Below are 11,905 nucleotides of genomic sequence, written 5' to 3'. Positions count from 1 at the left end.
ACAGAAATGACAGCGAATCTGGCAGCCGGTGTTCTTATCGACGGTCGTGGCAGCAGGCCGATATTGTTGTACTGTATATAAAAACAGTATTTGGGCAGCCCGCATGACTCTGACACCGGCAATCCGTGGCCGCGGCACGGCCAGCAATCCGCACAACCGTTTCGCGCCGCAGCGTTCGGTGGCCGAAGACGACGGCTGGTATCAGGAGGTGCCGCTGACCCAAGGCACTGAGGTGATCCATGAAACCGCCAAGAGCATCATTACCCGCAATACCTCGCCGGATATCCCTTTCGACCGCTCGATCAATCCTTATCGCGGTTGCGAGCATGGCTGCATCTATTGTTTCGCCCGGCCCAGCCATGCCTATTGGGACATGTCGCCGGGGCTGGATTTTGAAACGAAGCTGATCGCCAAGACCAATGCTGCGGCGCTGCTGGAGCAGCAGTTGTCCAAACCCGGTTATCGCTGTGCACCGATCAACCTGGGGGCCAACACCGACCCTTATCAGCCTATCGAGCGCGAGTACAAACTGACCCGCGCTACGCTGGAAGTGCTGCTGCGCTATCGGCACCCGGTGACCATCGTCACCAAGGGTTCGCTGATCTTGCGCGACCTCGACCTGCTCAGTGAGCTGGCCCGTCAGCGTCTGGTATCAGTGATGATCAGCCTTACCACTCAGGATGATGAACTCAAGCGCATTCTCGAGCCGCGCGCGGCGGCACCGGCGGCGCGTTTGCGGGCGATCCGGGTGTTGCGTGAGGCCGGCGTACCAGTGGGCGTGTTGTGCGCGCCGATGATCCCGATGATCAACGACAGCGAGCTGGAAACCCTGATGCAGCAAGCCAGGGACGCCGGCGCGCTGAGTGCCAGCTACATCATGCTGCGTCTGCCGCTGGAGGTGGCGCCACTGTTCGAAGAGTGGCTGGCCAGCCATTACCCGCAACGCGCAGCGCATGTCATGAGCCTGATCCGCCAGAGCCGTAACGGTGCCAACAATGACAGCCGGTTCGGTTCGCGGATGCGCGGCGAAGGCCAGTTTGCCGAGCTGCTTTCAAAGCGCTACGCCCTCGCTGCCCGGCGTCTGGGGCTCAACGGGCGGGAAAGTTTTGCGCTGGACTGTGACTCTTTCTGCCCACCCGGTGGTCAGATGTCATTGCTATAGGTCAATAAAAGGATGGCACAAGGCTATTGACAAATTGTGTTTCATTAATGTTGCTTTAAGTTTCATTTAAGCTTTGATGGTTAGTCTGCAGCCCGGAGTGTCCCTTTGGCAGCGTGCAACGGAGCTGCGCGCATGAATCGAGCCGGGGGACTACTGCGCTATCCGAATGAAGCATGAAATCCACTTCAGGGTGCCTCTAAAAACGTAGGCGAGGCAGGCAACGCAGCGATGGCGCGCGTAGCGCCGTAGGCGCCCAGCCAGCAGGTAGTTTTTAGAGATGTCCTTCAATCCGCCAGAGAGGATGAGACATGAGTGACAAGGACAAACAACCGTCGGCCCCTTCCCAACCGGATGTGGAAACTGCCGAACAGGCCTTGCAACACATCGTGGATGGCTTCGTGCAATTTCGTCATGAGGTCTTCCCCCAGCAGGAAGAGTTGTTCAAGAAACTGGCCAATGCCCAACGGCCACGCGCCATGTTCATTACCTGCGCCGACTCGCGCATCGTGCCTGAACTGATTACCCAGAGCTCGCCAGGCGACCTGTTCGTGACCCGTAACGTCGGCAACGTGGTGCCGCCCTACGGTCAGATGAACGGTGGCGTATCGACTGCCATCGAATACGCGGTCATGGCCCTGGGCGTACAACACATCATCATCTGTGGTCACTCCGACTGCGGCGCCATGCGTGCAGTACTCAACCCGCACACGCTCGACAAGATGCCGACGGTCAAAGCCTGGCTGCGTCATGCCGAGGTGGCCCGCACGGTGGTTGAAGACAACTGCTCGTGCGGCGCCGAGCACGAGAGCATGGGCGTGCTGACCCAGGAAAACGTCATCGCCCAGTTGCAGCACCTGCGTACCCACCCTTCGGTTGCGTCCAAACTGGCCAGTGGTCAGTTGTCGATTCACGGCTGGGTGTACAGCATCGAAACCAGCGAAATTCTCGCCTATGACTCTGTGCTGGACCGCTTCCGCCCGCTTGACGGCGAAGCTCCGGTGCCGACAGCGACGCCCAAGGCGCGCTTCTAAGAGAGGCTTGCGATTGGCCGTCGTCTGACGGCCGACCGCTCAAGGCCTGACTTGCCACCGCGCCACGGCGCGGCGGACTTACCTTTCCTGCCCATGGTGGCGGCTGCGTTGTGAACGCGCCGTCAGGCATTGCCGTGTCTGAATGAATCGGTCGCGGTGGAACAATCACGTCTGTAGAAAATCGGAGAGTTGTCATGGATGCCACAGCCGCTAAAGGTACTTCATCGATCCAGTCTGTCTTGCCACGGGAGCTATTGGCTTCCGTGGTGGTGTTTCTCGTTGCCTTGCCGCTGTGCATGGGTATTGCCATCGCCTCGGGCATGCCCCCGGCCAAAGGCCTGATCACCGGTATCATCGGTGGTCTGGTGGTCGGCTTTCTGGCCGGCTCACCGCTGCAGGTCAGTGGCCCGGCGGCCGGGCTTGCGGTGCTGGTGTTCGAGCTGGTGCGCACGCATGGCATGGCCATGCTCGGTCCGATCCTGCTGCTGGCCGGTCTGCTGCAACTACTGGCCGGGCGCTTCAAGCTCGGTTGCTGGTTCCGCGTCACGGCACCGGCAGTGGTGTACGGCATGCTGGCCGGTATTGGTGTGTTGATCGTGCTATCGCAGATTCACGTGATGTTCGACAGCGGGCCCAAGCCTTCCGGGCTGGATAACCTGATCGGCTTCCCGACCACCCTGATGCAGGCCATTGGTCCTGGCAGCGGCATGCAGGCCGGCCTGCTCGGGCTGGGCACCATTGCGGTGATGTACGGCTGGGAAAAACTGCGTCCGCAATCGCTGCGCTTCGTACCCGGCGCGCTGCTCGGGGTCGGTATTGCCACGGCGGTCAGCCTGTACCTGGCGCTTGAGGTCAAGCGGGTTCAAGTGCCAGCGGATCTGACTGAAGCCATCGACTGGCTGCGGGTCGAAGACCTGGTCAATCTGGCTAACCCGTCAGTGCTGATTGCCGCCTTTGCCGTCGCCTTTATTGCCAGTGCCGAAACCCTGCTGTCCGCTGCGGCGGTGGACCGCATGCATAACGGTGTGCGTTCGGACTTCGACAAGGAGCTCAGCGCTCAGGGGGTGGGCAATATGCTCTGCGGCCTGGTCGGAGCCTTGCCGATGACCGGAGTGATCGTGCGCAGTTCGGCCAACGTGCAGGCCGGTGCCACCACCCGGATGTCGACGATCTTCCATGGCCTTTGGCTGCTGGCGTTTGTCTTGCTGTTGTCGAGTGTGCTGCAGAGCATTCCGGTGGCGAGCCTGGCAGGCGTGTTGGTATATACCGGCCTGAAGCTGGTAGACATGAAGGCGTTCCGTGGTCTGGGTCGTTATGGGCGGATGCCGATGTTCACCTATGCAGCCACGGCTGCGGCCATTATCTTCACTGACCTGTTGACCGGTGTGCTGGTCGGTTTCGCCCTGACCCTGGTCAAACTGGCCTTCAAGGCCGCGCGTCTGAAAATCAGCCTGGTGCCGCTCGATGGCGAGCAGGAACTGGAGTTGCGTCTGGTGGGTGCGGCAACCTTTCTCAAGGTGCCTGCGCTGACTCAAGTGTTGGGAAGTATCCCGCAGGGCAGCACGGTCCATGTGCCGCTGGGAAATCTGAACTACATCGATCACTCCTGCCTGGAGCTGCTCGAAGAGTGGGGCCGGGCCAATGCTGCCCAAGGGACGCGGTTGATCATCGAGCCGCGTGGTTTGAAGCGTCGCCTGGAAGGGCGAGTGCGCACCAATACAGGGGTCGGTGCCAGTACCGCCTGACTGATCAGTGCAGGGCGTTGGTCTGCAAGCCTTCCAGCTCCAGGACAACGCCCAGTTGCAGTGACAGGCACGGCCAGCGTTGCCAGGCCGCTTCGGTGCCCGGACTGGCGAGCCGCTCGCGATAGGCCTGTACCGACTTCTGGGCAAAGCTTTCCTCATTAAGCATTTCACGCACCGCATGGTGCACCGCTTCATCCAGCTGGTTGGCGAAGTTCTCGCCAATCAGTTGGTGGGCGATGACATTGGCCACTGTCGAGTCGGACGGGATCAACGGTCGGCCCAGGTAGCGGATATACAGATCGTTGACTTCCTCGACCAGCCGGTGCGCCAGGTAGGCCTCGTCCAGCAGGCTGTCCAGGCCTTCATGGCCGTTCATGATGGCCGGCGGGCTGGTAAAGAACTGCGATGCAATACGCAACACCGGTTTGATCTGCTCTTCTATTCCGGCTTCCTGCGCCACGCTGTGGGCGGCATCCAGCAAGTCCGGCACATGTTCTATGTACGCCGAGATGAAATTTTTCAATACCGTGTGGGCATCGCCCTTGTCCAGAGCGATGGCGGGGTGAAGGCTCGGCAGTTGTTGTTCAAGTTGATGCAGCAGATGGCCTGTATCGGCTTCGTGTTGTTGGGCACGCTTAATCTGCTCACGCAATGCAGCAGTGTTCATTCATTCTCCTGAAGGCCTGGGACACTAATTTACTGTTTATAAAACGAGTAAAGAAAAAACGTTTCCGCATTGATCTTCGCTGCCTGCAAATGCTGGATTGAACGAAGTTTGACGAATTTTCCTACGCGTCAGGGATGACATACATTAGCGCGATTAAATTGGGATCCAAGATCGTTTTCGCATAAGAAATGGTTTTTTATATGGCTGAACGGTCAAAAAAAAGACCGGCCAGTCATCCAGACCTTTCTGACCACCCGCATCGTGGCTGCAACGGCGTGTCTATACTGCTGTTCAGGAAGCAGGTTGATGGTCCCAGGTGCTTTGCCGACGGCTGCATAAAGCGGCTGTAACGCTTGGTTTACAAGCCCTGAGCGACCCGAGTCCGTAGTCCGCTAGCCGCTCCCCGGCCGCAGGTATCTGTCTGCGCAGTTGTATGTGCCATGAGGGAAACCCCAATGACGTGTCATCCCCGGATGTGGATGGCCCTTTTGTGGTGGGCGACCAGCGGTCAGGTTTTTGCGGCATGGACCACCAATATGGCGCCCGGTGTCACGGGCGTCAGCCAGGCGGTCTACCAGCTGCACATGACCATCTTCTGGATCTGCGTGGTGATCGGCGTCGTGGTATTCGGCGCCATCGGCTGGAGTGTGTTCGCCTATCGCCGCTCACGTGGCCGCCAGGCCGCAGACTTTCATGAGAACACCCGGGTCGAGGTCCTCTGGACCGTAGTGCCGCTGCTGATTCTGGTGGTGATGGCGATTCCGGCGACCCGCACGCTGATCGACATGTATGACGCCAGCGAGTCGCAGGTCGATATCCAGATCACCGGTTATCAGTGGAAGTGGCATTACAAATACCTGGGCCAGGACGTCGAGTTCTTCAGCAACCTGAACACCTCCGCTGAGCAGATCAACAACCGCGACGCCAAGAACCCGCATTACCTGCTGGAAGTCGATCAGCCGCTGGTCTTGCCGGTGGGGCAGAAGGTGCGCTTTCTGGTTACCGGCGCCGATGTCATTCACTCCTGGTGGGTGCCGGCCTTTGCCGTCAAGCGTGATGCCATTCCCGGCTTCATTCACGAAGCCTGGACGCGCATCGACAAGCCCGGCATCTATCGCGGCCAATGCACCGAGCTGTGCGGCAAGGACCACGGCTTCATGCCCGTGGTGGTCGACGCCCGGCCCCAGGCCGAGTTCCAGAGTTGGCTTGCCGAGCGCAAGCAGGAAAGCCTGCGGGTCAAGGCGCTGACCGACAAACAGTGGACCCGTGAGGAGCTGATCCAGAAAGGCGATGAGGTCTATCACAAGGTCTGCGTAGCCTGTCATCAGGCTGAGGGCCAGGGATTGCCGCCGGCGTTCCCGGCCCTCAAGGGCTCGAAAATTGCCACTGGGCCGATGGCTGAGCACCTGAATATTGTCTTCAACGGCAAACCGGGCACCGCCATGGCCGCGTTCGGCAAGCAACTGTCGGAAGTGGATATTGCCGCAGTAGTGACGTACGAGCGCAATGCCTGGGGCAATGCCCAGGGCGACATGCTGACCCCTAAAGAGGTGCTGGCCTTCAAGCAGGCCAGCCAATGATGCCACGCACCGTAGGAGCCGCCGGGCGGCGATCCGCTTTAGCGGCGAACGCTTCGCAGCTAAAGCTGCTCCTACAGGAGAGAAGCTTTGAGCACTGTACTTGACGGCTACAGCCACGGCCCGGCCAAGGGCTTGATGCGCTGGCTGCTGACCACCAACCACAAGGACATCGGCACCCTGTACCTGTGGTTCAGTTTCAGCATGTTCCTGCTTGGTGGCACCTTTGCCATGGTCATCCGCGCCGAGCTGTTCCAGCCGGGCCTGCAGATCGTCCAGCCGGAGTTTTTCAACCAGATGACCACCATGCACGGTCTGGTGATGGTCTTTGGCGCAGTGATGCCGGCTTTTGTCGGGCTGGCCAACTGGATGATCCCGCTGATGATCGGTGCGCCGGACATGGCCTTGCCACGGCTCAACAACTTCAGCTTCTGGCTGTTGCCGGCTGCGTTTCTGCTGTTGGTCTCGACCCTGTTCAGCCCCGGTGGCGGTCCCAATTTCGGCTGGACCTTCTACGCGCCGCTGTCGACCACCTACGCGCCGCCCAGCGTGACGTTCTTCATTTTTGCCATCCACCTGATGGGCATCAGTTCGATCATGGGCGCGATCAACGTCATCGCCACCATCCTCAACCTGCGCGCGCCGGGCATGACCCTGATGAAGATGCCGCTGTTCGTCTGGACCTGGCTGATCACGGCCTTTCTGCTGATCGCCGTCATGCCGGTGCTGGCCGGTTGCGTGACCATGATGCTGCTGGACATTCACTTCGGCACCAGCTTCTTCGATGCCGCTGGCGGTGGCGACCCGGTGCTGTTCCAGCATGTGTTCTGGTTTTTCGGTCATCCGGAGGTGTACATCATGATCCTGCCGGCCTTCGGCGCGATCAGCTCGATCATCCCGGCGTTTTCGCGCAAGCCGTTGTTCGGCTATACCTCCATGGTCTACGCCACAGCCTCAATCGCGCTGCTGTCGTTTCTGGTCTGGGCGCATCACATGTTTGTTGTGGGGATGCCGCTGATGGGGGAATTGTTCTTCATGTACGCCACCATGCTGATAGCCGTGCCAACCGGGGTGAAGGTGTTCAATTGGGTCAGCACCATGTGGCAGGGCTCACTGACTTTCGAGACGCCCATGCTGTTTGCCGTGGCCTTTGTGATTCTGTTCACCATCGGCGGCTTTTCAGGCCTGATGCTGGCTATCGCCCCGGCGGATTTTCAGTATCAGGACACCTATTTCGTGGTCGCGCACTTTCATTACGTGCTGGTGCCGGGGGCGATTTTTGGCATCTTTGCCTCGGCTTATTACTGGCTGCCCAAGTGGACCGGGCATATGTACGACGAAACCCTGGGCAAGCTGCATTTCTGGATGTCTTTCGTGGGCATGAACCTGGCGTTCTTCCCCATGCATTTCGTCGGCCTGGCCGGTATGCCGCGCCGGGTGCCGGACTACAACCTGCAATTTGCCAACTTCAACATGATCTCTTCGATAGGGGCCTTTACCTTCGGGGTGACCCAGTTGCTGTTTCTGTTCATCGTCATCAAGACCATCCGTGGCGGCGCCCCTGCCCCGGCCAAACCCTGGGATGGTGCAGAAGGCCTGGAATGGAGCGTGCCGTCCCCGGCGCCCTATCACACCTTCAGCAGCCCGCCGGTGATCAAGTGAACACTGTCCGCTCTTCGCGTCGTCTGGTGCGCCGCCTGCTGGTGCTGGTGGTGGTCATGTTCGGCTTTGGTTTTGCCCTGGTGCCGTTTTACGAATTGATGTGCCAGGCCTTCGGCCTCAATGGCAAGACCGGCGGCCCGTATCGTGGCGAGCAAGTGGTCGATGACCAGCGTCTGGTACGGGTGCTGTTCGTTTCCAGCAATGCGGCGGGGATGAACTGGGCGTTTTATCCCAAAGCCAGTGAGTTGCGCGTTCATCCGGGCGCGGTCAACGAAATGATCTTCGTCGCCAGCAACCCCGACAGCAGGCCCATGACCGCCCAGGCAGTGCCCAGCGTGGCACCGGGGCGGGCGGCGGCCTGGTTTCACAAGACCGAGTGCTTTTGTTTTACCCAGCAGGTGTTGCAGCCGGGTGAGCGCATCGAAATGCCGGTGCGCTTCATCATCGACCGTGACCTGCCCGGCGAGGTGCAGCAGTTGACCCTGGCCTACACGCTGTTCGACATCACCGCCCGCCAGCCGCCGGTGGCGCATGTCGGCAAGGATGGCGGCTGAACGGGAGACACTGATGAGCGACCCACAGCATTACTACGTCCCGCCCCAGAGCAAGTGGCCGATCATTGCCACGCTGGCGCTGCTGATCAGCATGTACGGCCTGGGTAGCTGGATCAACGACCACAAGGCCGGCCAGCCCGACAGCCCTGGGCCGTGGATCTTGCTGGTTGGCGCACTGCTGATCGGCTGGATGATGTACGGCTGGTTCGGCGCGGTCGTGCGCGAAAGCCGCGCCGGCCTGTATAGCGCTCAGCTGGACCGGTCGTTTCGCTGGGGTATGGGCTGGTTCATCTTTTCCGAGGTGATGTTCTTCGCCGCCTTCTTCGGCATGCTGTTTTATATCCGCTACTGGTCCGGCCCATGGCTGGGGGGCGAAGGGACCAATGGCATTTCCAACATGCTCTGGCCCAATTTCCATTACCAGTGGCCGATGCTCGACACCCCCGACCCGAAACGCTACCCGGCGCCTGCGGGGGTCATTAACCCGTGGCAATTGCCGCTGCTCAATACCGTGCTGCTGGTCAGTTCCAGCGTGACCCTGACCCTGGCGCATCACGCCCTTAAACGCGATGCCCGGCGGCCTCTGAAGCTCTGGCTGGCGGCAACCCTGATGCTGGGCGGCGCTTTTCTGTTGTTCCAGGCGCTGGAGTACCTGCATGCCTACCATGAGCTGGGCCTGACCCTAGGCTCGGGTATCTACGGCGCGACGTTCTTTCTGCTTACCGGCTTTCATGGTGCCCACGTGACCATTGGCACCCTGATTCTGCTGGTGATGCTGCTGCGCATTGTGCGCGGGCACTTCGACAGCCAGCGCCAGTTCGGCTTCGAGGCGGCCAGTTGGTACTGGCATTTTGTGGATGTGGTGTGGATCGGTCTGTTTGTCTTCGTCTACGTCCTGTAGGAGCAGCTTTAGCGGCGAAGCCTTGGCGGCCAACGCCGAGCGCCGCCTGCTGTTCCTGCACGGTCAGTCGTTAGCCGGTGCCGATCTGGCCGCTATAAAAGCCCCAGGTGATCAGCGCCACGCTCAGTACCGCGAGTATTACCCGCAGGGTCAGGGCGCTGAGCAGGCGGGTCGAGGGTTGTTGGTCGCGGGTCAGAAACACCAGGCCGCTGAACAGGCTGACCAGCATCGCGGCCAGTGACACGACAATCGCAACTTTGAGCATCACCACTCCAGGAGCAATCACATGCAATGGAGTATAGGAGCCGGTCCGCGGCTCCATGGGGGTAGCGGATGAGGCGCTTCGTTGCGCAGCCACTGCCCACCCTGGCGTTGATGCTGCTGCTGCCGTTGCTGATTGGCCTGGGGCTTTGGCAACTGCAGCGTGCCGAGCAAAAGACTGGCTTGCTGGCGGCTCACCAACGCCACCAAGGCATGCCACCCGCGCCGTTGCAGGCGGTGATGCAGGCAACCGACCCCGCCTGGCGCCGGGTAGCGCTGCACGGTCGGTTCGATGCCGGGCACAGCCTGTTGCTGGACAACAGCAGTCGCGATGGCCGGGCCGGCGTGGAGTTGCTTCAGCCATTTCTGGACGAGGGCAGTGGCCTGTGGGTATTGCTCAATCGTGGCTGGCTGCCCTGGCCGGATCGACGCATCGCACCGGCCTACAGCACCCCGCCAATGCCACTGAGTCTGCAGGCCTGGGTCTATGTGCCGCTGGGGCGGGGCTTTCAATTGCAGGCCGATGCGCTGAACGCAGACTGGCCACGGCTGGTGACGCAGGTCGACGGGCAGCGGCTATGGAATGAACTGGGCCGCGCCGGCTACCCCCATGAGCTGCGCCTGCTGCCGGGCATGGCGGCGTATCGGGCCGACTGGCCTGTGGTCAATCAGGCGCCGGCCAGCCACCGCGGCTATGCCGTGCAGTGGTTCAGCCTGGCCGCTGCGCTGGTCGGTTTGTACCTGTACCTGTGCTGCACGGTTGCCGCCCGGAGGCGATCATGAACGCCCGTCAGTCGGGACGCTGGCAGTTGCTGTTGCTGCTGGCTGGCTTCCTGCTGCCGATGCTGCTTGCCGCTGGCATGTATCGTTGGCAGTTCTGGCTGCCGGACAGTCGTACCTACCACGGGCAATTGCTCGGCACTGGCCAGTTGCGTGCCGATCTGGGCGTGCAGGCCTCTGAGACGCGCTGGCAACTGCTGGTCACCACTCCTGGCGCATGTGCAGAGGATTGTCGGCAACTGGTTTACCTGGCCCGGCAGATCCATACCGGGCTGGGCCGCGAGGCCGGACGCGCCAGCCATGCGCTGGCCATGGGCGCCGGACCCGCAGAGGGGTTTGAGGATTACCCGCAGCTACGTCTTTTGCCCTTGAACCTACAGCGGTATCGCGCGCTGGCTCCGTCTGACGGGCGGCCTCGCCTCTGGATTGTCGACCCCCACGGCAATCTGGTGCTGCGCTACGACGCCGGGGTGCGTGGCCAGGATGTTCTGCGCGACCTGCGGCACCTGCTGAAACTGTCGAATATCGGCTGACTGGAGGCTGTCATGGCTGACCGCGGATTTCACCTGGCGCTGTTTGCGACGTTACTGGCCCTGCTGGTGTTGTTGCTGGGCGCCTGGACCCGCTTGACTCATGCCGGGCTTGGCTGCCCGGACTGGCCGGGTTGTTATGGATTTGCCACGGTGCCGTCCGGGGCGCTGCAGCAGGCACTGGCGCAAAGCCGTTTCCCTCAGGCCGTACTGGAGGCCGATAAAGGCTGGTACGAAATGATCCATCGCTACGGCGCCGCCCTGCTCGGCCTGAGCATCGGCCTGCTGATGCTCCAGGCGTGGGCGCGTGGGCAAGGCTTGCGTTTGCCGCTGCTATTGCTGGGGCTGGTGATTGCCCAGGCGTTGCTGGGTATGTGGACCGTCACCCTCAGGCTGTGGCCGCCAGTGGTGACCCTGCATTTGCTCGGCGCCGTGGCGATTCTGGGCCTGCTGTTGGTGCTGACCCTGCGGTTGAGCGGCGTCGCTGCGCCGGTTATCCGGAGCAGCGTTTTACTGCGCGGCCTGGCACTGTTGGCGCTGATGCTGGCGGTGCTGCAGATAGGTCTTGGCGGCTGGGTCAGCACTCATTATGCCGCCCACGTCTGCCCCGACCTGCCGACCTGTCAGGGCCAATGGTGGCCGCCAAACGACTTTGCCGCAGGCTTTGACCTCAGCCTGCCAGTGGGGCCGAACTATCTGGGCGGTATGCTGGACGGTGAGGCTCGTACTGCGATTCATCTCGCTCATCGATTGGGCGCGCTGTTGCTTGGCCTGGTAGTGCTGGGCCTGGCCTGGCGGCTTGTGCGGGCGGGGTTGAGCGGGCTGGGGGCGGTGTTGCTGCTGCTGTTGCTGGCGCAACTGGGACTCGGTATGGGCAATGTGCTGCTGCAATTTCCGGTGTGGCTGGCCCTGGCCCACAGCGCCGGCGGCGCATTACTGATGCTGTGGCTGACGCTGGTCAACTACCGTCTGTGGCAGGCCGCTGGTGACTGATGAAGGTTGTGCCTGAGCGGCGCATGGGTCTAGGCTTGGCGT

At 61.2% G+C, this 11,905-nt stretch carries 12 protein-coding genes; 10 read left to right on the top strand and 2 right to left on the bottom strand.

Annotated features, from left to right (window positions below):
• Positions 1-103 precede the first annotated feature (103 nt).
• From PSCI_RS08400 to PSCI_RS08390, 3 genes are all read left to right on the top strand, one after another.
• The gene (locus PSCI_RS08400; RefSeq protein WP_045485201.1) at positions 104-1,162 is read left to right on the top strand and encodes a PA0069 family radical SAM protein; all 1,059 of its coding nucleotides are present in this window, start codon (positions 104-106) and stop codon (positions 1,160-1,162) included.
• A 308-nt stretch (positions 1,163-1,470) separates the two neighbouring features.
• Positions 1,471-2,193 carry a carbonic anhydrase gene (locus tag PSCI_RS08395; RefSeq protein ID WP_045485199.1) on the top strand — a complete coding sequence of 241 codons (723 nt, stop codon included), beginning with the start codon at positions 1,471-1,473 and terminating at the stop codon, positions 2,191-2,193.
• A 194-nt stretch (positions 2,194-2,387) separates the two neighbouring features.
• A complete protein-coding gene (locus PSCI_RS08390; RefSeq protein ID WP_045485198.1) occupies positions 2,388-3,938 on the top strand; it encodes a SulP family inorganic anion transporter in 1,551 nt (516 codons plus the stop codon).
• Positions 3,939-3,942: 4 nt separating this feature from the next.
• Here PSCI_RS08390 and PSCI_RS08385 read toward each other — a convergent pair whose 3' ends face one another.
• The gene (locus tag PSCI_RS08385; RefSeq protein ID WP_045485196.1) at positions 3,943-4,605 is read right to left on the bottom strand and encodes a hypothetical protein; all 663 of its coding nucleotides are present in this window, start codon (positions 4,603-4,605) and stop codon (positions 3,943-3,945) included.
• A 455-nt stretch (positions 4,606-5,060) separates the two neighbouring features.
• Here PSCI_RS08385 and coxB point away from each other — a divergent pair, with 455 nt between their 5' ends.
• From coxB to PSCI_RS08365, 4 genes are all read left to right on the top strand, one after another.
• Positions 5,061-6,185 (top strand): cytochrome c oxidase subunit II, encoded by a 1,125-nt coding sequence (gene coxB / locus PSCI_RS08380; RefSeq protein WP_045485193.1) that lies wholly within the window; start codon positions 5,061-5,063, stop codon positions 6,183-6,185.
• A gap of 135 nt (positions 6,186-6,320) precedes the next feature.
• Entirely contained in the window at positions 6,321-7,844 is a 1,524-nt protein-coding gene (gene ctaD / locus PSCI_RS08375; protein WP_231906574.1) for a cytochrome c oxidase subunit I, read from the top strand.
• Positions 7,841-8,398, top strand: coding sequence for a cytochrome c oxidase assembly protein (locus PSCI_RS08370; RefSeq protein WP_173426681.1), 558 nt, complete (start codon positions 7,841-7,843; stop codon positions 8,396-8,398). The genes ctaD and PSCI_RS08370 overlap by 4 nt, the downstream gene beginning before the upstream one ends.
• 13 nt (positions 8,399-8,411) lie before the next feature.
• The gene (locus PSCI_RS08365; RefSeq protein WP_045485187.1) at positions 8,412-9,299 is read left to right on the top strand and encodes a cytochrome c oxidase subunit 3; all 888 of its coding nucleotides are present in this window, start codon (positions 8,412-8,414) and stop codon (positions 9,297-9,299) included.
• 70 nt (positions 9,300-9,369) lie between these two features.
• Here the strand turns inward: PSCI_RS08365 and PSCI_RS08360 are convergent, their stop codons facing one another.
• A complete protein-coding gene (locus PSCI_RS08360) occupies positions 9,370-9,564 on the bottom strand; it encodes a twin transmembrane helix small protein (protein ID WP_045485184.1) in 195 nt (64 codons plus the stop codon).
• A 68-nt stretch (positions 9,565-9,632) separates the two neighbouring features.
• Between PSCI_RS08360 and PSCI_RS08355 the strand changes: the two genes are divergently transcribed.
• The 3 genes from PSCI_RS08355 to PSCI_RS08345 are packed head-to-tail and all read left to right on the top strand — an operon-like array spanning position 9,633 to position 11,863.
• Positions 9,633-10,343: an SURF1 family protein gene (locus PSCI_RS08355; RefSeq protein ID WP_045485181.1), complete on the top strand. Its 711-nt coding sequence runs from the start codon at positions 9,633-9,635 to the stop codon at positions 10,341-10,343.
• A complete protein-coding gene (locus PSCI_RS08350; protein ID WP_045485178.1) occupies positions 10,340-10,873 on the top strand; it encodes a hypothetical protein in 534 nt (177 codons plus the stop codon). Before PSCI_RS08355 ends, PSCI_RS08350 begins: the two co-directional genes overlap by 4 nt.
• Before the next feature lie 12 nt (positions 10,874-10,885).
• Positions 10,886-11,863 carry a COX15/CtaA family protein gene (locus tag PSCI_RS08345; protein WP_052483366.1) on the top strand — a complete coding sequence of 326 codons (978 nt, stop codon included), beginning with the start codon at positions 10,886-10,888 and terminating at the stop codon, positions 11,861-11,863.
• The last annotated feature ends 42 nt before the right edge of the window (positions 11,864-11,905 follow it).

This window comes from Pseudomonas sp. StFLB209, assembly GCF_000829415.1.
Lineage (GTDB): Bacteria > Pseudomonadota > Gammaproteobacteria > Pseudomonadales > Pseudomonadaceae > Aquipseudomonas.
The sequence above is the reverse complement of the archived record's forward strand: the minus strand, read 5'-3'. Positions and strand labels throughout refer to the sequence as shown.

Excerpts from the sequence above, each read along its gene's own strand:
- PSCI_RS08400 (WP_045485201.1), top strand. The coding sequence starts at position 104 with ATGACTCTGACACCGGCAATCCGTGGCCGCGGCACGGCCAGCAATCCG.
- PSCI_RS08395 (WP_045485199.1), top strand. The coding sequence starts at position 1,471 with ATGAGTGACAAGGACAAACAACCGTCGGCCCCTTCCCAACCGGATGTG.
- PSCI_RS08390 (WP_045485198.1), top strand. The coding sequence starts at position 2,388 with ATGGATGCCACAGCCGCTAAAGGTACTTCATCGATCCAGTCTGTCTTG.
- PSCI_RS08385 (WP_045485196.1), bottom strand. The coding sequence starts at position 4,605 with ATGAACACTGCTGCATTGCGTGAGCAGATTAAGCGTGCCCAACAACAC.
- coxB (WP_045485193.1), top strand. The coding sequence starts at position 5,061 with ATGACGTGTCATCCCCGGATGTGGATGGCCCTTTTGTGGTGGGCGACC.
- ctaD (WP_231906574.1), top strand. The coding sequence starts at position 6,321 with ATGCGCTGGCTGCTGACCACCAACCACAAGGACATCGGCACCCTGTAC.
- PSCI_RS08365 (WP_045485187.1), top strand. The coding sequence starts at position 8,412 with ATGAGCGACCCACAGCATTACTACGTCCCGCCCCAGAGCAAGTGGCCG.
- PSCI_RS08360 (WP_045485184.1), bottom strand. The coding sequence starts at position 9,564 with ATGCTCAAAGTTGCGATTGTCGTGTCACTGGCCGCGATGCTGGTCAGC.
- PSCI_RS08355 (WP_045485181.1), top strand. The coding sequence starts at position 9,633 with ATGAGGCGCTTCGTTGCGCAGCCACTGCCCACCCTGGCGTTGATGCTG.
- PSCI_RS08350 (WP_045485178.1), top strand. The coding sequence starts at position 10,340 with ATGAACGCCCGTCAGTCGGGACGCTGGCAGTTGCTGTTGCTGCTGGCT.
- PSCI_RS08345 (WP_052483366.1), top strand. The coding sequence starts at position 10,886 with ATGGCTGACCGCGGATTTCACCTGGCGCTGTTTGCGACGTTACTGGCC.